The organism is Nonomuraea sp. SYSU D8015, assembly GCF_008065375.1.
GTDB lineage: Bacteria > Actinomycetota > Actinomycetes > Streptosporangiales > Streptosporangiaceae > Nonomuraea.
This window is the reverse complement of sequence record NZ_VJYI01000009.1, coordinates 285,137-302,708: the sequence shown is the minus strand read 5'-3', so window position 1 is coordinate 302,708 and position 17,572 is coordinate 285,137. Positions and strand designations below refer to the sequence as shown.

At 72.6% G+C, this 17,572-nt stretch carries 16 protein-coding genes; 7 read left to right on the top strand and 9 right to left on the bottom strand.

Annotated features, from left to right (window positions below):
* Positions 1-21 precede the first annotated feature (21 nt).
* Positions 22-1,011 carry a LysR family transcriptional regulator gene (locus tag ID574_RS33640; RefSeq protein ID WP_188193010.1) on the top strand — a complete coding sequence of 330 codons (990 nt, stop codon included), beginning with the start codon at positions 22-24 and terminating at the stop codon, positions 1,009-1,011.
* On the opposite strand, the gene ID574_RS33635 is transcribed toward ID574_RS33640, so the two are convergent.
* The gene (locus ID574_RS33635; RefSeq protein WP_188193009.1) at positions 1,008-1,586 is read right to left on the bottom strand and encodes a hypothetical protein; all 579 of its coding nucleotides are present in this window, start codon (positions 1,584-1,586) and stop codon (positions 1,008-1,010) included. The genes ID574_RS33640 and ID574_RS33635 overlap by 4 nt on opposite strands.
* A gap of 905 nt (positions 1,587-2,491) precedes the next feature.
* Entirely contained in the window at positions 2,492-3,268 is a 777-nt protein-coding gene (locus ID574_RS33630) for a helix-turn-helix transcriptional regulator (RefSeq protein WP_188193008.1), read from the bottom strand.
* A 198-nt stretch (positions 3,269-3,466) separates the two neighbouring features.
* Between ID574_RS33630 and ID574_RS33625 the strand changes: the two genes are divergently transcribed.
* From ID574_RS33625 to npdG, 3 genes are all read left to right on the top strand, one after another.
* The gene (locus tag ID574_RS33625; protein WP_188193007.1) at positions 3,467-4,609 is read left to right on the top strand and encodes a lipase family protein; all 1,143 of its coding nucleotides are present in this window, start codon (positions 3,467-3,469) and stop codon (positions 4,607-4,609) included.
* A gap of 389 nt (positions 4,610-4,998) precedes the next feature.
* A complete protein-coding gene (locus ID574_RS33620) occupies positions 4,999-5,727 on the top strand; it encodes an SDR family oxidoreductase (RefSeq protein WP_188193006.1) in 729 nt (242 codons plus the stop codon).
* 54 nt (positions 5,728-5,781) lie between these two features.
* Positions 5,782-6,435 carry an NADPH-dependent F420 reductase gene (gene npdG / locus ID574_RS33615; protein WP_188193005.1) on the top strand — a complete coding sequence of 218 codons (654 nt, stop codon included), beginning with the start codon at positions 5,782-5,784 and terminating at the stop codon, positions 6,433-6,435.
* 329 nt (positions 6,436-6,764) lie between these two features.
* Here npdG and ID574_RS33610 read toward each other — a convergent pair whose 3' ends face one another.
* The 6 genes from ID574_RS33610 to yczR are packed head-to-tail and all read right to left on the bottom strand — an operon-like array spanning position 6,765 to position 12,259.
* Positions 6,765-7,370 (bottom strand): response regulator transcription factor, encoded by a 606-nt coding sequence (locus tag ID574_RS33610; RefSeq protein ID WP_188193004.1) that lies wholly within the window; start codon positions 7,368-7,370, stop codon positions 6,765-6,767.
* Positions 7,367-8,464, bottom strand: coding sequence for a sensor histidine kinase (locus ID574_RS33605; RefSeq protein ID WP_188193003.1), 1,098 nt, complete (start codon positions 8,462-8,464; stop codon positions 7,367-7,369). The genes ID574_RS33610 and ID574_RS33605 overlap by 4 nt, the downstream gene beginning before the upstream one ends.
* Positions 8,465-8,470: 6 nt before the next feature.
* Entirely contained in the window at positions 8,471-9,190 is a 720-nt protein-coding gene (locus ID574_RS33600; protein ID WP_188193002.1) for an ABC transporter permease, read from the bottom strand.
* Positions 9,187-10,074, bottom strand: coding sequence for an ABC transporter ATP-binding protein (locus tag ID574_RS33595; protein ID WP_188193001.1), 888 nt, complete (start codon positions 10,072-10,074; stop codon positions 9,187-9,189). The genes ID574_RS33600 and ID574_RS33595 overlap by 4 nt, the downstream gene beginning before the upstream one ends.
* Before the next feature lie 55 nt (positions 10,075-10,129).
* A complete protein-coding gene (locus ID574_RS33590; RefSeq protein ID WP_188193000.1) occupies positions 10,130-10,816 on the bottom strand; it encodes an alpha/beta hydrolase in 687 nt (228 codons plus the stop codon).
* A 12-nt stretch (positions 10,817-10,828) separates the two neighbouring features.
* Complete coding sequence (yczR, locus tag ID574_RS33585) at positions 10,829-12,259, bottom strand: aminotransferase-like domain-containing protein (protein ID WP_188192999.1); 1,431 nt, start codon at positions 12,257-12,259, stop codon at positions 10,829-10,831.
* Between the two features lie 59 nt (positions 12,260-12,318).
* Between yczR and ID574_RS33580 the strand changes: the two genes are divergently transcribed.
* Together ID574_RS33580 and ID574_RS33575 are read left to right on the top strand one after the other, a co-directional pair.
* Positions 12,319-13,491, top strand: coding sequence for a trans-sulfuration enzyme family protein (locus tag ID574_RS33580; protein ID WP_188192998.1), 1,173 nt, complete (start codon positions 12,319-12,321; stop codon positions 13,489-13,491).
* Between the two features lie 43 nt (positions 13,492-13,534).
* A complete protein-coding gene (locus ID574_RS33575) occupies positions 13,535-14,467 on the top strand; it encodes a serine/threonine dehydratase (RefSeq protein ID WP_188192997.1) in 933 nt (310 codons plus the stop codon).
* 563 nt (positions 14,468-15,030) lie between these two features.
* On the opposite strand, the gene panB is transcribed toward ID574_RS33575, so the two are convergent.
* The gene (panB, locus tag ID574_RS33570; RefSeq protein WP_188192996.1) at positions 15,031-15,861 is read right to left on the bottom strand and encodes a 3-methyl-2-oxobutanoate hydroxymethyltransferase; all 831 of its coding nucleotides are present in this window, start codon (positions 15,859-15,861) and stop codon (positions 15,031-15,033) included.
* A 136-nt stretch (positions 15,862-15,997) separates the two neighbouring features.
* Between panB and ID574_RS33565 the strand changes: the two genes are divergently transcribed.
* The gene (locus tag ID574_RS33565; RefSeq protein WP_188192995.1) at positions 15,998-17,248 is read left to right on the top strand and encodes an MFS transporter; all 1,251 of its coding nucleotides are present in this window, start codon (positions 15,998-16,000) and stop codon (positions 17,246-17,248) included.
* Positions 17,249-17,572: the final 324 nt, after the last annotated feature.

Sequence of the window (17,572 nt, the reverse complement as noted above, 5' to 3'; positions counted from 1 at the left end):
GATGGACGTAAGCTGAGCTGCATGGACATCGACCCCCGGCGACTGCGCGTGCTCCACGAAGTCGCCCGCCGAGGCGGCGTGATGCGGGCCGCCGAGGCGCTCCACCTGACGCCCTCCGCCGTCTCCCAGCAGCTCGCCCAGCTGGAACGCGAGGTCGGGCTGGCGCTCATCGACCGCTCCCAGCGCAGGATCTCCCTCACCCCGGCCGGGCGGGTGCTGGCCGGATACGCCGAACGGGTGGAGGAGGAGCTGCTGGAGGCCAGGCGGGAGCTCACCCGGTTCACCGAGCGGCTGGCCGGGCCGGTGCGCATCGCCGCGTTCCCCACGGTGATCACGCACGTGCTGGTGCCCGCCATGCGCGAGCTCGCCGTACGCCATCCCAAGATCACGCCGATCATCCATGAGATCTACGGTGCGCCCGCGCTGCAGGAGCTGCGGCTCGGGGCGGTGGACGTGCTGATCACCGAGCAGGACATGGGGCTGCCGGCGCTCGCGCAGCCGTCGCTGAGCGCGCGGCTGCTCTACGTGGACGAGTACCGCATCGTGCTGCCGCCGGACTGGCCCGACCCGCCCCACAGCTTCGCCAACCTCACAGAGGTGCCGTGGGTGGCCGGCGATCCGGGCCAGGCGACCGGGCAGGCGTTGGAGCGGCTGGCCGGGCTGCACGGGTTCGAGCCGCGCAAGGTGCACGTCATCACGGAGTTCGGGCCCACCCTCGCGCTGGTCGCGGCCGGGCACGGGGTGGCGATCGTGCCCTCGCTGGCCCTGCTGGACGTGCCCGAGGGCGAGGTACGGGTGAGCGAATTGCGGGACGTGGGCGCGCGCCGCCTGGACGCCGTGACGCGCGTGAGCCGTACCCGGTCGGGGGAGCCGGATCCCGTGCAAGCCGTGGTGATCGGCGTGATCGAGGAGGCCACGGCGGCGCTGGAGGCGTCGCTGAGCGGCCGCCTGCGAACACCCGGGCAGCCCGTCGCCGGAGAGGAGCCCCGTGAGGATGCGGCCGCCCGCTAGTCGATCGTCTGGGGGCCGCTGACCTTCTCCAGGAGGCGGGCCAGGCGGCCACGCAGGCCGAGCCGCTGCTCCACCTCCCCGGCCGCCGCGCTCACCAGGTGCTGGGCGCCGTCGAACGTCACCAGCCCGTCCCGCGGCACCGCGATCGCCTCGTGCGCAAGGCCCGCCAGCTCCGAGTCGCCGCCCTCGATCGCCAGGATGGTCGCACCCGTGCGGCGGGCGTCGTCGACCCGCTCCAACAGCGGCACCGGCGCCTGCTGCTCCGACAGCACGAACAACGTCTCGCCGCGAGCCGCCCGCTCCAGGCGGTCGAGGCCGACGCGCAGGTGGGCGGGCGCGTCGGCGGGCGGAGCCCAGCGGACCAGGGTGGGCGTGAGCTGCGGCAGGCCGGAGAACCTCGCCTCGTCGCTGAGGTGCGCGGTCAGGTGCCAGGGCTCCTCGTCGGGGGTGCCGACCAGCAGCAGGCCGCCGGGCGACCGGGTGGCGCGCAGCGCTTGGCCGAGCTCGCGGGCGCGTTCGAGCCAGCCGGTCTGGGCGAGGATCTCACGTAGGAGGGCCACCGATCCGGAGTCCATGAGTCCATCGTGCCCGACGGGCCCGGCGGGAAAGCCTGCTTTCCCGCAAGACGAACGCTTCTTCCTCTCGGTCTTTGGGGGCCGCGTGGAGGGCTTGCGCCCCGGGGGCTGTTTCGCGAGTTGTCACTTTTCGAAGTTGTGTGCATGGATGTCCCGGGCTGTGGGGATCCGTGCAGAGGACCGCGGCGCAGAGCTGGACTGTCAGACGCCCACGATCATCCGGCACGGACTGGCCGTACGGACCGGCGTCACGGTGAGCCGGCTGCGCCGGATGACGACAACCGGGTGCGTGCCCTGGCCGGCTGACACCCTGAATCCCCCCGACGGCCAGAAGGCATTCTCTGCCTATGTCCGGCAAGACTCAGTGCCGCTGCACCGGGCCAGGCCGGATATCACGTCGTCAAACGCTGGGTGCCCTGGCCGCCGGCGCGGAGCCGCCCGTGGCGGACGGCACGACGGGTCTGCCCCGCCTGCTCAGCCGGCCCCAGCCGCGGGGTCGTGGCTTCGACTGCTGCGTACGCTGCTGGACGAGGTCAGCATGGTCGATTCCCGGGCGGGCCCCGGCTCGGCCGCCCTCCTGCACCAGGTCTGGGACGCCGCGAACTTGCCGTTCCGGGCCGGCCTGACCCTCTGGCGACCGTACGAGCGGCTGAGCCCGTCGCGTCAGGAAGCGATGCTGCAGGCGGCGGCCACCGCGGTGCAACGGCCGCGGACGGGAGGATCATTCCCGGCGGCACGCTCGGCTCGGCGCTGCAGCCCGCTCCACACTCCTTGGCAACCGTCAGTGTTCCGGAAACTCAGGACCCCGGCTCTGTTCGCGTCTCGGATCTGCAGTTGGTGATAGGACAGCCAGATGATCGCTCGAATGGACGACGGCGCGGCGCCGGCGGGCAGCCTGTGAGGTGTCACAGCCAGCCGCGTTCCTTGGCGAGCAGGGCGGCCTGGAAGCGGGTGCTCGCGCCGAGGCGGGCCATCAGGTCGGCGACGTGGGCGCGGAACTTGCGGACCGACACGTTGATCGAACGGGCCGCCGACTCGTCGGTGTCGTGGCAGGTCAGTGCGTGCAGGACGCGTTGTTCGATGGGGGACAGCGGCAGGTCGCCCAGATCGCGGGCGCGTGCCCGCATGCCGTCGAAGACGTCCGCCAGCATCGCCACCACGCCGGGTTGGCGGATCTGCAGGGCGCCCGCCGTCGGGGCGGCGGGATCGGCTTGGATGAAGGCGGCCGAGCGGTTGACGACGGCCAGGTGCTTGACCGGCTCGGACGTGACCCGGTGCAGGTCTCCCCGGGCATGCCAGTGCCGCGCGTACGGCTCCTGTCCGGGGTCGTCCAGCGCGCGTGCCGAGAACAGCGTGCGGCTGCGCAACCCGCGGGCCAGCTGCTGGTCGAGAGGCTTGTCGTCGAGGTCGGTCGCGACGTTCAGCGGGCGGACCTTCAGATGCATGAACTCGCAGGGGGCGTCAGCCAGGAGCGCGCGAATGCGCCGGGTGACATCCGGCCCGTTCGGAATGTGTTCGACCATTTGCACGGGGCGGCCGCTGCGGTGCTCCTCGGTCAGTTCCTTGAGCACGTCCCAGGCCAGGGTGAGTTCTGTGAGCTGGCGCTGAGTCTGCTCCACCCGTCGCCGCACGAGCAGGTCGACGGCGGCCGCCGGGGTGACCGCAGTCAGCGTTTCGTCCACCAGGCCCAGCGCCCGTGCGGACCACTTCGCGCATCCGTGCAGACGACTTCGGAAGTGACACCAGTGATGGATTGACACGCCCTATGTTCCGCCGTCATTTCGGGCCTTGACATGGAGTTACCCACGGGTAACGATCGGCTCGCGGCGCCGCCGTCCCAAGTCGGTGATCCTCAGGGACCTCAGGGAGAGGGGCGGCACATGACCTTACGTGTCCGCGTCAGCATGTCCGTGATCCTGTTATTGATCATGTCCCTCACCACGACCCCGGCCCGCGCCGCGACGCCGGGAGACGTGGTCTCCGCACAGCCCACCACCGTCTACCTCCTGCCGGGCCGGCTGCTGGAGGTGCCGGTCAACGCCTGGCGCATCCTCTACAACTCCACTTCCGCCACCGGCGCGCTCAACGCCGTGTCCGGCACGCTGCTCGTGCCCAAGGCCGGCTATCCGCTCGGCGCGCGCCCCATCATCGGGTACGCCGTCGGCACCCACGGTCTCGGCGACCAGTGCGCCCCTTCGGTCAGCATGAGCGAGGGCAGGGAGGCCGAGCTCGCGTTGATCAGCCTCTTCCTGCTCAAGGGTTTCGCGGTGGCCGTGACCGACTACGAAGGCCTCGGCACTCCCGGGCAGCACACGTACATGGCCGGGATCTCCCAGGGCCACGCCGTGCTCGACTCGATCAGGGCCGCCATGCGCGTGCCCGGCGCCAACCTGTCGACCCGGGCGCCCGTGGCCGTCATGGGGTACTCCCAGGGCGGCGCGTCGGCCGGGTGGGCGGCCCAGCTGCAGCCCTCGTACGCGCCCGAGCTCAGGCTCAGGGGCGTGGCCGCGGGCGGCGTGCCCGCCGACCTGCACGCCGTCGCCACCCACCTGGACGGCAGCGAGAACTTCGGGCTGGCCGCGGCCGCAGGCGTCGGGCTCGACGCCGCCTACCCCGAGCTCGACCTCGAGGCCGACCTCAACGACCGGGGCCGCGCGCTGCTCGCCGAGGCCGCCGACGACTGCGTGGGCGACCTCGACCGTCTCGCCGGGCTCCGCTTCTCCGACCTGAGCCCGATCGACCTGCTCAACCAGCCCAAGTGGCTGGCCCGGCTGGGAGAGAACCGGCTCGGGGCCATGGCTCCGCGGGTGCCGATGTTCCTGTACCACGGCAAGGGGGACCAGATCATCCCCCTGGCGGTGGGGTCGACGTTGCGGTCGGAGTACTGCCGGGCCGGGGTGACCGTACGGTGGGTCGCGCTGCCCGCGCCCGATCATGTCACCGGGGCCGTCGAGGGCGGGCCGCTCGCCATCGAGTGGCTGACCCTGCGGATACTCGGGTTGCCCGCGTCCGGCAACTGCTAGGCGCCGATTCGCAGCCGGGCCCGGCCCCGTACCGGGCCCGGCTGTCGCCGTGTGCCGGGCGGCTAGATCACGCCCGCGCCGTCGAGCAGGGCGCCGGCCGTCGCGACGGCGAGGCCGTCGAGTCCTTCAGGCTCGCCGGGTGCTCGGGCGACTTGGCTTCCACCGCCGCCGCCACGCGCTGCGTTCCAGGGCACAACGCCTCGACGCCCACGCCTACGCCCTCCCGGTTGAAGAGCTCTGCCGCGGCGTCGAGCAGACGGTCTCGCGTCGATGCGGGGGGGCCGGGGGCGGGTCTGTCATGTGCCCAGGCTACCCGTCCGGTTGCGTTCTGGAAACCGATCGGTTTATGGTGGTCGGAAACCGATCGGTTTCCAGTTGAGGAGAGGCTCATGACCAGGATCAAAGGCTCCGTGGCCATCGTCACAGGCGGCAGCCGCGGCATCGGGAAGGCGTTGGTGGACTCCCTCTACCGTCGCGGCGCCGCGAAGGTCTACGCGACCGCCCGCGACCCCCGGACGGTCACCCACCCCGACGCGGTCCCGGTGGCCCTCGAAGTCACCGATGCCGCTTCCGTGGCCGCGGTCGCCGAGCAGGCGCACGACGCGACCATCCTGATCAACAACGCCGGAACCATGCTCGGCGCGTCATTCCTCGACTCCCCGGTCGACGACGTGCGGCGCGAGTTCGAGGTCAACTTCTACGGGCCGCTGCTCACCGCCCGCCGCTTCGTCCCGGTGCTCGAACGCAACGGCGGCGGTCACATCCTCAACATCCATTCGGTGCTGTCCTGGTTCACGGCTGCGGGGGTCGAGGCCTACAGCGCGTCCAAGTCCGCGTTGTGGTCGCAGACCAACGCGCTGCGCCTGGCACTGCGGCCCCGCGGCATCAACGTCACCGGGTTGCACGTCGGCTACGTCGACACCGACATGGCCGCCGGCGTCGACGCTCCCAAGAGCTCTCCGTACGACGTCGCGGAGCAGGCCCTGGACGGCATCGAGGCCGACGCCGCCGAGGTCATCGCCGATGAGCTGACGCGCCAGGTCAAAGCCGGTCTCGCCGCCGATCTCACCGCTCTGTACCCGCAGCTCGCGGCCCCGGCGCAACCGGCCGGCGGGTGAAGGGAAGAGGCGGGCGGCGTGAGCTCCGGATTCGGGGGCTGGCATGATCTGGCTATGACTGACGTGAGCGGACTTTCCATCGGCATCCTCGGCGGCACCGGCGACCAGGGGAAGGGGCTGGCGCGGCGGTTCGCGCTGGCCGGGCATCCGGTGCTGATCGGATCCCGCAGCGCGCAGCGCGCCCAGGAGGCGGCCGACTCCATCGGGGCGGGCGCGACGGGCGGTGAGAACGCCGCCGTCGCCGCCCAGGCCGGCCTCGTGATCGTGGCGGTGCCGTACGAGGGCCACAAGGCGCTGCTGGAGTCCCTCCGGTCGGAGCTGGCCGGGAAGATCGTGGTGGACTGCGTGAACCCGCTCGGGTTCGACAAGCAGGGGGCCTACGCGCTGCGGGTCGAGGAGGGCAGCGCGGCGCAGCAGGCGGCGGCGGTGCTGCCGGACAGCCGGGTGGTGGCGGCGTTCCACCACGTGTCGGCCGTGGTGCTGATGGATCCGGCGGTGGACAAGGTGGATCTGGATGTGCTCGTGCTGGGGGACGACCGCGAGGCGACGGACACGGTGCAGGCTCTGGCGGAGGTCATCCCGGGGGTCCGGGGGGTGTACGGGGGGCGGCTGCGTAACGCCTTCCAGGTGGAGGCGCTGACGGCGAACATCATCTCTGTGAATCGGCGGTACAAGGCGCATGCGGGGCTGCGCATCACCGACATCTGACCTCGCGTCCCGGCCCGCCGTCCCTCCCCACCTCGCCGTACTTCGGCCGGGGTCCTTCGGGGGTACGGCCGGGGTCCTTTGGGGGGAGGGTACTGCTGGGGTCCTTTGGGCGGGGGGGTACGGCTCCCACCCCGGCGGCGTGCGCCTGCCGCCTTTGGGAGCGAGGGGGTTCGGCTGAGGTGGGCGGGCGTGCTCGCCACCATGCTCCTTGCTCCTCTTCCCCGAAGGGCCGCCGCCGAAGTACGGCGAGGTGGGGAGGGACGCAGGGCAGTTGCGCTGACGTGCCGAGAAAAGGGCGAGCCGTCGCGGGGTCGGAGCCGGTCCGGGGGTCAGATCCAGCCGGCGTCCTCGGCGATCCGGATGGCGTCGATCTTGTTGCGGGCTCCCGTCTTCGTGATCGCGCCGGTGAGGTAGTTGCGTACCGTGCCGGGCGACAGGTGGAGGCGGGCGGCGATCTCCTCGGCGGACGCGCCCCTGGCGGACTCCCTGAGCACGGAGGCCTCCCGGGGAGTGAGCGGGCTCTCGCCGTACTCCATCGCCGCCGACACCAGCTCGGCGTCCAGCACCCGCAGCCCCGCCGCCGTGCGCCGGATCGCGTCCGCCAGCCGGTCGCCCGGGGCGTCCTTGACCAGGAACGCCTCGATGCCTGCAGCCAGCGCCCGGCGTACCTGGCCGGGCCGGCCGAGCGCCGTGAGCACGAGGATCCGGCAGGACGGAAGGCGCTCGCGAAGCGTGGCGGCGGCGGTGATGCCGTCGACGACCGGCAGGTCGATGTCCACGACGGCCACGTCGGGCCGGCACTCCAGCGCGGCGGGCACGATCTCGTCGCCGCGGGTCACCTCCGCGACGACCTCGATGTCGGTTTCCAGGCGCAGGAGGGCGGTGAGGGCGGCCCGGATCATGTGCATGTCTTCGGCGAGCAGCACTCTGATCATGCCGGGCTCTCCGCCGGGACCTCCATGGACAGCAGGAAGCCGCCCGCGCCCGCCGGGGCGGCGGTGCAGACGCCGCCTGCCTGGGCGGCGCGTTCGGCCAGGCCGGTGAGGCCGCCGCCGGGCGGTCCCGGCTCCGGCGGGGAGCCGTCGTTGGCCACTTCCAGCCGGACCGCGCCGCCGCTCGCCGAGGTGGTGATCGTGCAGGTGGTGGCCCTGCTGTGGCGCAGGACGTTGGTGACGGCCTCGCGCACGGCCCAGGCCAGCGCCTCCTCCGAGCGCCGCGGGAGCGCGACGTCGGCCAGGTGCGCCTGGCAGCCGATGCCGGACGACTCCAGCAGCGCCACCGCCCGGTTCACCTCGCCGGTCAGCGACATGGCCCGGTAGCCCCTGGCGACCTGGCGCACGTCCTGGGCCGCCTCCCTGGCCACCCGTACCAGCTCGCCCACCTCGGTCCGGGCCGAGGCGGGGTCGCGGTCCATGAGACGGGAGGCGAGGTCGCCCTTGAGCGCGATCGCGGTGAGGCTGCGGCCGAGGCCGTCGTGCAGGTCGCGGGAGATCCGCAGGCGCTCTTTCAGCACGGCGGCGTCCGCCAGCTCGGCCCTGGCCTGCTCCAGGTCGGCCGCGACGCGGACGAACCGGACCAGCGCATACGTCATGGCGCCCGTCGTGGGCACGGTGACCACGTAGAAGGCGACGATCACGGGAACGGGAACGATCATCGAGAGCCCGACGCCTTCGTACACCATCATCAGCCCCACCAGCGCCGTGCCCCAGCGCAGCGGCAGGAACACCAGCAGGGTCCCGGCCAGCATCGGGGCGGCCACCGCGGACCAGCCGCCCGGCAGCAGGAAGTCGGGCAGGTATGTCACGACCGCCTGCAGCACGAGCGTGAGCGGGTAGCGCGAAGGCCGCTCGCCCCGCAGACCCGCCCGCATGTTGAGCAGATGCGTGCCGACGACGGCGGCGATGGCGAGGCCGGCCCCCGCGCCATAGAGCGGGCTGTGCAGGAAGTACAGCAGCGCGATCACGGTGTAGGCGACGGAGACGGCCGCGATGAGGCCGCCGGCGACCCGCCTGGCCGAGGTCGAGAGCACGATCGATTATGACCGACGGGGTTCCCAGCGGAACCACAGCTTGATCGCGACCAGCCCGGCCATCGCCCACGACGTGAGGATCAGGACGGGTCCCGCCAGGTCGCCGGTCTTGACCGCGTCCACGACCGCCGTGGTCGGCAGCAGGTCCAGCACCTCCCGCAGCCACGACGGCAGAGGGATGGGGCCCATCGCGCCCGCCGAGACGCCGCACACCAGGAAGACCGGCATGGTGTAGACGCCCGCCAGCTCCGCGCGCGGGATCGCGGCCGTGTACGCGGCCCCGAGCAGCGACAGCACGGCCGACCCCGCAGCGGCGACCCCCAGGAACGCCAGGGGGTTCGCGGGCAGAGGCACGCCGGCCGCCAGGCGCACGGCCACCGCGCAGACCACGATCATGGCCAGGGTCTGCGTGGCCGTGGAGGCGATCTGACCGGTGAGGATCTGCCCGTCGGTCAGCTCACTGGCCCGCAGGCGTTTGAGCACGAGCTGGTCGCGGCGGTTCGTCAGGGCGACGGCGATGTTCATGAACGCGGTGATCGACAGCAGGATGGCGAGGGTGCCATGGAAGATCGAGGTGGCGGCGGCGACGCCGCCGGTCGTCATGTGCCGCATGAGCAGCGGCATCCCGACGGCCAGCCCCACCGGCGTGATCACCGAGGCGAACAGCATGGCCTTGTCGCGCCAGAACAGGCGCGTGCCGAGGCGGTAGGTGGCGGCCAGGCTCATCGGGCGCTCCGCTGCAGGTCGAGGAACAGGTCCTCCAGGGTCGCGGTGCGGACCTCCAGGCCCGCCAGCCGCAGCCCGCGCTCGGCGGCCCAGGTCAGCAGTGTCTGGGAGGCCAGGTCGGGGTCCTCGGCGCGGCAGACGGCGTGCCCGCCCTCCACGGTGACCGGCAGCGGCAGGTCACCGGGGTCGACGTGCGCGGGCAGCCGGAACGCCACCCGCCCGCCGCGGGGGGCCAGCGTCTCCGCCATGCCGCCGGAGGCGACGATCTCACCCTCGTCCATGATCGCCATGGTGGAGGCCAGGCGCTGCGCCTCCTCCAGATAGTGCGTGGTCAGCAGGATCGTGGTCCCCTGAGCCGCCAGGCCGCGGACCACGTCCCAGGTGCTGCTGCGGGCCTCGGGGTCCATGCCGGTGGTCGGCTCGTCGAGGAACAGCACCTCGGGCCGCCCGAGGAGGGCCAGCGCGAGGTCGAGCCGGCGCTTCTCGCCGCCGGACAGCTGGCGTACTTTGGTGGCCGCCCGGCCGGTCAGCCCCGCCAGGCCGAGCGCCTCGTCGCGGGGGCGGGGGGCGGCGGTGAAGTCGCGCCAGGTGTCCACGGTCTGGGCGACGGTCAGGTCGGGGAAGAAGCCGGCCTCCTGCAGCATGATCCCGGTGCGCCGCCTGAGCGCCGCGCGGTCGGTGTGCGGGTCGAGACCGAGCACCCGCACCCGGCCGCCGTCCGCCCGCCCGAAGCCGGCCAGGACCTCCACCGTCGTGGTCTTGCCCGCGCCGTTCCTGCCGAGCAGCGCGAAGATCTCTCCCTCGGCCACCTCGAACGAGATGCCCTTCACCGCCTCGAAGCCCTGATGGCTCCTCGTGAGCCCGTTGACCTGGATCGCTGTCATGTGTCCGACTATTTCGGGACAGGCACTCCGGGCGGCAGTGAAGAATTCACGACCTTCACGACTTTCGGGAGAGCTTCAGCAGCGCGTCCGTGACGGCTTCCGGGTCGACGATCTGGTGCAGGTGCCCGCCCGGCACGCGGTCCACGGGCCAGCCCCGCCGGTGCGCCTCCTCGGCGACCTTGTCGTACGGCGCTCCGAACCACAGGCACGAGCACCTGATCTCGTCCCACCCGGCGGGCACGGGGATGGACTGCGTGTAGTAGTCGAGCGGCAGCCGCGGCTGCTCCGCGGCCACCCGGATCCGCGTGGCCGGGTCGGGCAGCATGGCCACCACGTCCTCCTCGTCCCACCAGTCCGTCCAGCGCGGCAGCACGCCGTCGGGGCCGGCCAGGTCGTGCAGGAACGGCAGGAACTCCTCCTCCGCGACCCTGATCAGCCCGTCGCGCGGCGGGATGTGGGCGTCGGCGAACACGCACGCCACCACGCGATCGCCCAGCCCTTCCTTGATCAGCGGCAGGAAGAACCCGGCGTTGCTGTGCACCGCCAGCACCACGGGCGTGGCGGGCGCGGCGTCACGCACCGCCGCCACCACCCGCGGCCAATAGGGCGGCCCGCCCGTGGAAATGCCGGTCAGGTCGGGCACCACGGCGGCGTGCCCGCGGCGCTCCAGCGACTCGGCCACGGGCGCCCAGGTCGACGGACCGACGGAGGGACTATGGACAAGTACGAAGGTCGTCTCCACGTACCCACCCTGTCAGACGATCAGGGCGTGGCGGGACACCGCCCGCCCTGCCCCGTCGAAGGATGCCCAGGCCGCGGCCAGGTTGTTCACCGCTCGCGAAAGCTCGTCCTCCGGGAAGAGGAAGTGCAGCCGCATGTGGCCGGCGTGCCCGCCCAGAGGGTCGAACGACCGGCCCGGCGGCACCGCGACGCCGTGCCTGAGCGCCACCTGGGCGAACGCGTCGACCTCGCCGCGCGGCAGCCGCACCCAGATCGTCTGGCCTCCGCGGGCCGGCTCGAACGACCACGAAGGGAGGCGTTCGCGCAGCTCGGCGCACAGGTGGTCGTGGCGGGCGCGCAGCGTGCGCACACGGGCCTCGCGCACTTCGTCCAGGCGGCGCAGCAGCGCCGCGGCGGCGAGCTGGCCGAGGACCTCGCCCCCGAGGTCGTGGACCGCCCGCAGCCTGGACAGGCGCGACACCAGCGGCGCCGCCGCGCGGATCCACCCCACGCGCAGCCCGCCCCAGACCAGCTTGCTCAGCGACCCGACCGTGACGACCTGCTCGACCTGTCCGTTTCCTGGCCCGTACGCGGCCGTCGGCGGCGGCGTTTCGCCCGAGAAGCACAGCTCGGCGCAGACCTCGTCATCGATCAGCGGCACGTCGTACTGGGCGGCGAGCGCCGCCAGCCGCCTGCGCTCGGAGTTGGGCATGACGGCGCCGTCCGGATTGCGCGCGGTGGGGACGAAGTAGGCCAGCGCGGGGCGTTCGCGCAGCTGCTCGGGTGTGCCCGGCTTGACGACCGCGGACGCGTGCCTGAACGCCTCCAGCGCCCCCGGGTACGTCGGCGACTCGGTCAGCACGGTGTCGCCCGGTGCCACCAGCAGCGCGGTGAGCAGCGTGAGCGCCTGCTGGGCGCCTGTCGTCACCATGATCTCGTCGGGCGTGGTGCGCAGGCCGCGCGCACAGTAGTAGTCCGCGAGTGCAGCGCGCAGAGCCGGGTTCCCCGCAGGCTGGTAGCCCAGGTCCCACGTGCCCTTCAGCCGCGCCGCGGCCTCCTCGTACGCCTCGAACATCGCCGCCGGCGGGTCGTGGGGCGCGGCGCAGGTCAGCAGCTGCACGCCGTCCGGCGGGTGCAGGATGTGCTGCATCAGCGGATTGGCCGGCACCCCGTCGGCGGTCCTGGTCGCGGGCAGGTCGAGCGCGGCCACCCGGGTGCCGCTGCCCTGGCGCCGCACCACGCGGCCCTCCTGCTGCAGCAGGTCGTACGCCGCCACCACGGTGCCCCGGCCCACCGCAAGCCGCCTGGCCAGCACCCGGTCCGGCGGCAGCGGCTCGTCCGGCGGCAGCACGCCGTCGTCGATCAGCACCCGCAGCCGGGACGCCAGCAGCAGGTACAGAGGCCCGCGCCCCGACGCCCACCGGCCCAGCAGGTCGACAAGGTCGTCCAGATTGGCCCCATTCATGGACCAATTCTGCAGGATTGGCTCTGATGCCGACCCCCTGAGTGGGGGATCCTCTCCGTATGACCGAATTCCGCCCCGAGACCAGGGCCGTCCACGTCCCCCACCCGCCCGTTCAGGACAGCCGTCCGATCACGGTGCCGATCTACCAGACGTCCGGGTTCACGTTCGACGACCCAGCTGTGATGGCCGACGCGATGGGCCGTCCCGACGGGGCGTACGTGTACGGGCGCTACACCAACCCCACCGTCCGCTCGCTGGAGCTGGCCGTCGCCGGGCTCGAGGGCGGCGCGGGCGCCATCGCCACCGGCTCCGGCATGGGCGCGATCAACACCGTCCTGCTCGGCCTGCTCAAGCCCGGCGACCACCTGATCGCCCAGCAGGCCCTGTACGGGGGGACGGCGGCGATGATCAACGATCTGACCGGCAGGTTCGGGATCGCCGTCACCTACGTGCCCGAGAACGACCCGGACGCCCTGCGCGCCGCCGTCCGGCCCGAGACCCGGCTGGTCTACCTGGAGACGATCAGCAACCCGACGACCCTCGTGGCCGACCTGCCCGGAATGTGCGCGGCGGCCCGGGAGCTGGGGATCCTGTCCGTGGTCGACAACACGTTCGCCACGGCGCTGCTGTGCCGTCCCCTCGAACACGGGGCGGACATCGTCGTGCACTCCACCACCAAATACCTGTCCGGGCACACCGATGTGGTCGGCGGCCTGGCGGTCTTCGCCGACACCGCGCTCTACGAGCGGGTCTGGCACTTCGCGATCGAGCTCGGCGCCTCGGCCGACCCGTTCGCCGCCTGGCTGACGCTGCGCGGGCTGCAGACGCTCGCGCTGCGCATGGAACGCCACTGCTCCAACGCCGAGTTCCTGGCCACCAGGCTCGCCGCGCATCCCGCCGTGACGGCCGTGCACTGGCCGGGGCTGCCCTCGCATCCGTCGTACGAGCTGGCCGGAAAGCTGCTGCCCGGCTTCGGGGGGGTGTTCTCGTTCGACCTGGCCGGCGGGAGGGCCGCGGGGGAGAAGTTCATGAGCTCCGTACGCCTCGCGCTCCTCGCCCCGTCGCTCGGCGGCGTCGAGACGCTCGTGCTGCACCCCGCCACGACCTCCCACCGGGCGCTCAGCGCGGACGAACTGGCCAGGAACGGGATCGGCGAGGGCACCGTGCGGATCTCGGTCGGCATCGAGCACCCCGAGGACCTCTGGGCCGACGTCTCCCAGGCGCTGGCATAGTTGGAAGCTCGCCGGGCTTCGATGGGCTTGGATAGGGGACTGCATGACCGCTGTGGGTTACCGAGACGTGCTGGCCGCCGCCGAGCGGATCTCCGGGCTGGTGCTGCGCACGCCCGTGCTGGAGATCTCGCCGGGTCTCTTCCTCAAGCTGGAGCTGCTCCAGCACTCCGGGTCCTTCAAGGTGCGCGGGGCGTTCAACCGGATCCTGTCGGCGGGGCAGCTGCCCGACAGCGGGGTCATCGCGGCCAGCGGGGGCAACCACGGGCTCGCCGTGGCATACGCCGCCAAGACGCTGGGGGTGCGGGCGGAGATCTTCGTGCCCGAGGTGACGAGCCCCGTGAAGGTGGCCGGGCTGGCGGCGCTCGGGGCGCACATCACCCAGACCGGTGCCATCTATTCCGAGGCGGCTGAGGCGGCGGGCAAGCGCGCGGCAGAGACCGGGGCGCTGACCGTGCACGCCTATGACCAGGCGGAGGTGGTGGCAGGGCAGGGGACCACCGGGCTGGAGATCATGGAGCAGACCGGCGGCGTGGACACCGTGGTGGCCGCCGTCGGCGGCGGCGGCTTCGCCGCCGGGATCACCGTGGGCACCGAGGGCGCGGCGCCGCCGCCTCGGATCGTCGCCGTCGAGCCCCAGCGGATCCCGACCCTCCGCGAGGCGCTGCGGGCCGGTGAGCCGGTGCCGGTCGAGGTGGGCGGGGTGGCGGCCGACGCCCTGGGCGCCACCCGGCTCGGCGGGCTGGCCTTCGAGATCCTGTCCGGGTCGCGGGTGGAGAGCGTGCTGGTGAGCGACGAGGCGATCGTGGCGGCTCGGCGTACCTTGTGGGAGCGGCACAGGGTGGTGGCCGAGCACGCGGGGGCGGCGGCGTACGCGGCGCTGGTGTCCGGGGCGTACCGGCCGGAACCGGGGGAGCGGGTGGCGGTCGTGGTGTGCGGCTCCAACACCGACCCCGCCACCCTCACCGCCACCCCCTGACTCCGCTCGCCACCCGCGGTGTGACCGCCGCCCGCCCTCGAGATGGCCGCTGCGCTCGCATCGCGCGGTGCTCGCATCGCGCCGTGTCGGGCGGTGCTCGTGTCGGGTGGTGCTCGCGTCGCGCCGTGTCGGGTGGTGCTCGCGTCGCGCCGTGTCGGGCGGTGCTCATCGGGCGTCGTGCCAGGCGGTGGTCACCGGCCGTGGTACCGCACTACCCGTCGCCGCGTGACCGTGCTGCGGACCCTCCGGCGGGCGCTTCGCCGCGTGCGAAGCGGACGGGGGCCTGTCCTTCGGCCTTCACGATTGTGGCGACGCGCCCGGCGGGGCAGGCGACTGATCGGACGGGCAGGCCCCTGACCCCGCCCCCACACAGCCTGCCCGCAGCGTGGCGCGGCACGGCGGCGCGTGGGCCGCCGGTCCCGCTGCGCCGTGTGGCGGTGCGTCTCACCCCGAATAGCCGTGCCTGGCAAAGAGCGATGCGTCCCACCCCGGCCCGGCAGAGGTCCGGGGTGGGACGCGTATGTTCGGTTCCTGGTCCGCCCGAGATGAGGCGAACGGCGCGGTCAGGTGTAGGTGTGTTCCGGGGCGGGGAAGGTGCCGGAGGCCACTTCGTCGGCGAAGGCACGCACGGCGCGATCCATCTCGGCGGCCAGGTCCGAGTACCGCTTGACGAACTTGGCCGGGCGCGGCGTCAGCCCCATCAGGTCCTGCCACACCAGGACCTGCGCGTCCGTCGCCGCCCCCGCCCCGATGCCGATCGTCGGGATCGCCAGCGACGTCGTCACCCGCTGCGCCAGGTCGGCCGGCACGCACTCCAGCACCACCGAGAACGCCCCGGCCCGCTCCAGGTCCTTGGCGTCCGCCATGAGCTCGTCACCTGACTGCCCCCGCCCCTGGACGCGGTAGCCGCCCAGGACGTTGACCGACTGCGGGGTCAGGCCGAGGTGCGCCATGACCGGCACACCCGCCGAGACCAGTGCCTCGACCTGCGGTATGACCCGGCGGCCGCCTTCCAGCTTTACGGCGTGCGCGCCCGCCTCCTTCATGAAGCGCGCCGCCGACTCCAGTGCCTGCTGGGGCGAGGACTGATAGGAGCCGAACGGCAGGTCGGCGACCACGAGGGCGCGCGACGACCCGCGTACGACGGCCGCCGTGAGCGGCAGCAGGTCGTCGACCGTGACGGGCAGCGTGGAGTCGTAGCCGTAGACGACCATGGCCGCCGAGTCGCCCACCAGCAGGACCGGGATGCCCGCCGCGTCGAACACCCGCGCCGTCATCGCGTCGTAGGCGGTGACCATGGGCCACCGCTCTCCGCGCTCCTTGGCGGCGGTGAGGTCGCGGACGGTGACGCGGCGCCCGGAGACGCCGCCGTACAGCGTGGTTGAAGAGGACATGTGAAAACCCTCCAGGAACGTCTCGAGGCGCCCCAATGGCGTCCCCGGACTCCTTCCGATGATGTCACGCGCGGAAAACCAGTGGCGAAACTGTCGGTGCCGCTTGCGAGAATCAGGGCGGAGGTCATGAACGACGATGGCTATCGATCCTTACCGACAACTGCTCAAGATTCCGGGCATCCCGACGTTGCTGCTGGTCGGGATGCTCGCCAGGGTGCCCGCCACGGCCACGACCATGGCGCTGACCCTGCACGTGGCCACGGTCCTCGGCCTCGGCTACACCAAGGCGGGGCTGATCACCATGGCGAGCACGATCGGCATGGCGATCGGCTCCCCGTTGTCGGGAAGGCTGGTTGACAAGCACGGCCTGCGGCCCGTCATCATCGTCACCACCGTGGCGCAGATGGTGTTCTGGGCGTGCGCGTGGACGCTGCCGTTCCCCGTCCTGGTCGGTGCGGCGGCGCTGGCGGGGCTGCTCGGGCCGCCGGTGTTCAGCGTGACCAGGCAGTGCCTGGCCGCCATGGTGCCCCCGCAGCAGCGACGCACCGGCTTCTCGCTGGACTCCATGCTGGTCGAGCTGTCCTACATGATGGGGCCCGCGCTGGCGGTGGCGGGCATCACGATCCTGGGCAGCACCGTGACCATGCTGCTCATCGGGAGCGGCATGACGGTCGCGGGCCTGGGGCTGATCGTGCTCAATCCGCCCACCCGGTCGGCGGCGGAGGAGGCGGAGCACGAGGAGCGGGCGGGCAAGGTGCCCAGGCGGGAGTGGTTCACGCCGGCCTTCGGGGCGCTGCTCGGCACGGCGGTGGCGACCACGTTCGTGCTCGCCGCGACGGAGCTGGCCCTGGTCGCCACCATGACCAATGCCGGGCAGACCCAGTGGATCGGCCTCGCGGTGGGCATCTGGTGCGTTTACTCGCTGGTCGGCGGGTTCGTGTACGGCGGGCTGCCGCGTGGCTTCTCGCCTCTGACGCTGATCGCCGCCATGGGCCTGCTGACGGCCCCCGTGGGGCTGGCGAGCGGAGACTGGCGGTGGCTGGTCCTCGCCCTGCTTCCCGCCGGAATCTTGTGCGCCCCCTCCCTGTCGTCCGCCGTTGACCGGCTCAGCAGCTGGGTGCCGGCGACCGCCAGGGGAGAGGCGATGGGCTTCCACGGCACCGCGCTGCTGATCGGCAACGCCGCCGCGGCGCCCGTCGCCGGAGCCGTCATCGACGGGCCCGGCCCGGCCTGGGCGTTCATGGTGGCGGGCCTGGTGGGCGTGGCCATGGTGCTGGTCGCCCTGCCGTTCTGGCGTCGCCGTCCCACGGGTGCTTCGCCGGTGCCGGTGGAGGCACCGGCCGAGGTGCAGACCGCCTCCACGCCGGCCCCGTCTCAGGTGGGCTGAGGCCGGGGCGGCGCACGGGCCCCGGTGAAGGGTGCGTCGGTGCCGTGTCGTGGGGATTGCCGGCTCACTGACGCGGCGGCCATGGAGCTGCCGGATGGTGTGCGCGTGAGGCGACGCCAAGGCCTGGGTGCCCATGGGGCGACGTCAAGGCTCCGGTGTCCGTGAGGCCGAGGTTCCGGTGTCCGTGAGGCGGCGCCAGCGCTTGGGTTGGTGTGACCCGAGGCGGTGCCGTGGCGGCGGGGGGCGTCGGTGCTGCGTGGTGCCGTTGCCCGCGCGGCTCTATGCGGTGCTGGCCGAGCAGGCGGCGGCCGAGGACGCGGTGGT

Bases quoted from the DNA above. Each gene is read 5' to 3' on its own strand.
- ID574_RS33575 (WP_188192997.1), top strand. From the start codon at position 13,535: ATGACCGCTGTGGGTTACCGAGACGTGCTGGCCGCCGCCGAGCGGATC.
- ID574_RS33620 (WP_188193006.1), top strand. From the start codon at position 4,999: ATGACCAGGATCAAAGGCTCCGTGGCCATCGTCACAGGCGGCAGCCGC.
- ID574_RS33565 (WP_188192995.1), top strand. From the start codon at position 15,998: ATGGCTATCGATCCTTACCGACAACTGCTCAAGATTCCGGGCATCCCG.
- yczR (WP_188192999.1), bottom strand. From the start codon at position 12,259: ATGAATGGGGCCAATCTGGACGACCTTGTCGACCTGCTGGGCCGGTGG.
- ID574_RS33595 (WP_188193001.1), bottom strand. From the start codon at position 10,074: ATGACAGCGATCCAGGTCAACGGGCTCACGAGGAGCCATCAGGGCTTC.
- panB (WP_188192996.1), bottom strand. From the start codon at position 15,861: ATGTCCTCTTCAACCACGCTGTACGGCGGCGTCTCCGGGCGCCGCGTC.
- ID574_RS33635 (WP_188193009.1), bottom strand. From the start codon at position 1,586: ATGGACTCCGGATCGGTGGCCCTCCTACGTGAGATCCTCGCCCAGACC.
- ID574_RS33625 (WP_188193007.1), top strand. From the start codon at position 3,467: ATGACCTTACGTGTCCGCGTCAGCATGTCCGTGATCCTGTTATTGATC.
- ID574_RS33580 (WP_188192998.1), top strand. From the start codon at position 12,319: ATGACCGAATTCCGCCCCGAGACCAGGGCCGTCCACGTCCCCCACCCG.
- npdG (WP_188193005.1), top strand. From the start codon at position 5,782: ATGACTGACGTGAGCGGACTTTCCATCGGCATCCTCGGCGGCACCGGC.
- ID574_RS33600 (WP_188193002.1), bottom strand. From the start codon at position 9,190: ATGAGCCTGGCCGCCACCTACCGCCTCGGCACGCGCCTGTTCTGGCGC.
- ID574_RS33610 (WP_188193004.1), bottom strand. From the start codon at position 7,370: ATGATCAGAGTGCTGCTCGCCGAAGACATGCACATGATCCGGGCCGCC.
- ID574_RS33640 (WP_188193010.1), top strand. From the start codon at position 22: ATGGACATCGACCCCCGGCGACTGCGCGTGCTCCACGAAGTCGCCCGC.